General features: G+C 42.9%; 2 protein-coding genes. One reads left to right on the top strand and one right to left on the bottom strand.

Annotated elements, in window-relative coordinates:
- Window positions 1-201: 201 nt before the first annotated feature.
- Complete coding sequence (locus EWZ81_RS04055; protein WP_165549100.1) at window positions 202-1,248, bottom strand: asparaginase; 1,047 nt, start codon at window positions 1,246-1,248, stop codon at window positions 202-204.
- A 75-nt stretch (window positions 1,249-1,323) separates the two neighbouring features.
- Here EWZ81_RS04055 and EWZ81_RS04060 point away from each other — a divergent pair, with 75 nt between their 5' ends.
- Entirely contained in the window at window positions 1,324-2,655 is a 1,332-nt protein-coding gene (locus EWZ81_RS04060; protein WP_205250228.1) for an anaerobic C4-dicarboxylate transporter, read from the top strand.
- Window positions 2,656-2,783: the final 128 nt, after the last annotated feature.

The following is a 2,783-nucleotide window of genomic DNA, read 5'->3' on the forward strand; positions in this document are numbered from 1 at the left end:
CACTAAGCTAGAATACCGAAGGCTTTATAGCGTGTATCTCAATTATGTGTTTGCTTATTGAAAGCTCTCTTTTTAAAAAAAAGGGGGAGCTTCATCAAATCTATTTTGATAGTTATCAATATTTGATGAAAATAAAGTCAAAAACAAAATAAACCAAATCACCCAATTATCTTTGATAATCGGGTGATCTAATAGAATCGTTCAATACTCTTCAAACATTTCTTGGATTTTTGCCTTATCATTCGTTTTGGTTAAAGCGAGTTGTAAAAGCACCCTAGCTTTTTGAGGGTTTAAGTTATCGCTTGTGATAAAGGCCTTGTCATCAATCTCGCCTGAAGTAATTTCACCGCTACCTACCCTGCTAGAACGAACGATAACCACCCCCATTTCGCTCGCTTCTTGCATCGCTTTTAAAAACCCAGCGCTCACATTCCCATTACCCACCCCGGCTATCACAACGCCTTTTGCATGCGAGTTTAGGCTCGCTTGGAATAAATCAGGGGTCATGCCGGCATGCGTGTAAATAATATCCACTTTAGGTAAGGGGGTTTTGAGCTCTAAAAGGGAAAATTCGCTCTCTGTGGTGTGTTTTCTCAAAGGCTGCATGTAATAACGCACTTTACCATAATACACGCTCCCTATCGTGCCGCTGTTTAAGGCTTTAAAGGTGGAAGTGTGGGTGGTGTGCGTTTTAACCACCTCTCTAGCGCTAAAAATAGTATCGTCCATGACCACCAACACGCCCTTATTCGCGCTTTTTTCATTAACCGCTACGCTCAGCGCGTTATACAAATTCAAAGCCCCATCCGCGCTCAAAGAAGCAGCGTTACGCATCGCTCCCACTAGCACGACCGGTTTTGTGGAGTGTAAAACCAAGTTTAAAAAATACGCGCTCTCTTCTAAAGTGTCCGTGCCATGCGTGATGACCACGCCTTGAATACGGCTATCGTCTAGCAATTCTTGGGTGCGTTTGGCGAGCTTGAACCATACCTCTTCAGTCATGTCTTGTGAGCCGATGTTAGAAATCTGTTCCCCTTGAATGCGAGCGATCTTGTTGAGACTGGGGATAGCCTTAAGAAGCTCTTTGACACCCAACTCACCGCTCTTATAACTACCCAAACTCGCGCTTGCACCACTCCCTGCAATCGTCCCCCCTGTCGCTAGTAAAGCAATGGTAGGTAAATTTTGAGCCATGACTTGCCCCTTCAAACAAAATAAAAGAATCAAAAATTTCAAAAACATTCTCATTATAGACTACCTTTTGAAATTTAAAAGATTTTATAGTATAGTAAAACATCGTTAAAATAAATTTAAAAAGGGTTAATGGTGGATGCCTTTTTTCAAATTATCGTGTTACTTTTTTCGCTTTTTTTAGGGGCAAGGCTAGGGGGCTTGGGAGTGGGCTATGCGGGGGGTTTGGGCGTGCTTGTTTTATGCTTATTTTTGGGGCTAAACCCGGGCAAAATCCCTTTTGATGTGATTTTAATCATCATGGCAGTCATTAGCGCTATCAGTGCGATGCAAAAAGCGGGGGGCTTGGATTATTTAGTCCAAATCGCTGAAAAAATTTTAAGGAAACACCCCAAGCAAATCAACTATTTAGCGCCAAGCGTGGCGTATTTTTTAACGATACTAGCCGGCACTGGGCATACGGTTTTTTCTTTGATCCCAGTGATTGTGGAAGTGAGCCAGAGCCAAAACATCAAACCCAAAGCACCCTTAAGCTTAGCAGTTGTTTCTAGTCAAGTCGCTATTACTGCAAGCCCGGTGAGCGCAGCGGTGGTGTTTATGAGCGGTATTTTAGAGCCTTTAGGAGCAAATTATCTCACCCTTTTAATGGTTTGGATCCCTACGACTTTTTTAGCATGCATGCTCACGGCGTTTATTATGGGTTTTACTAATTTAAAGTTAGACAGCGACCCGAATTATTTAGAACGCTTGAAAGCGGGCAAAATTTCGCCCCCTATGATGAAAAAAGAAAAAGAAGCCTCAAAAAGCGCGAAATTATCGCTATGGATTTTTATCGGTGGGGTTGTGGCGATCGTGTTTTATGCGAGCGCGATTTCCAAAAATATCGCTTTGATTAGCCCGGTGGTTTTAGGCAGAGATCAAGCGATCGTGTCTTTCATGCTGAGTGTGGCGACTCTAATTGTGATTTTTTGCAAGATCAACGCTAATGAAATCGCCCATTCAAGTGTGTTCAAATCCGGCATGCAAGCGTGCGTGTGCGTGTTAGGCGTGGCGTGGTTAGGCGATACTTTTGTGAGCAACCATATAGATGAAATCAAACGATACGCTTCTTTTTTGATCGCTGATTACCCGTTTTTATTAGCCGTAGCGCTCTTTTTGGCTTCCATGCTTTTGTATTCTCAAGCTGCCACCTCTAAAGCGCTCATCCCAAGCGTGATCACAGCCTTAGGCATTAGCGCTAACCATACGGAGCATTTGTATATTATTGTGGCTTCTTTTGCGAGCGTTTCGGCGTTGTTTGTGTTACCCACTTACCCCACTTTACTAGGAGCGATCGCTATGGATAACACCGGCACCACTAAAATGGGCCGTTATGTGTTTGATCATGCGTTTTTGATCCCTGGGGTTTTAGTCGTGTTTTTGAGCGTAGCGTTAGGGTTTGTTGTCGCGCCGTTGGTTTTGTAGATTTTATCACCAACGATAAAAGCTTTGATGTTGCGATTTTTCTAAACCCCCTTAAAAAAGAGGGTTTTCAATAAGCAAACACATAATTGAGATACACGCTATAAAGCCTTCGGTATTCTAGCTTAGTG

The organism is Helicobacter pylori, from assembly GCF_011140715.1.
GTDB lineage: Bacteria > Campylobacterota > Campylobacteria > Campylobacterales > Helicobacteraceae > Helicobacter > Helicobacter pylori_DA.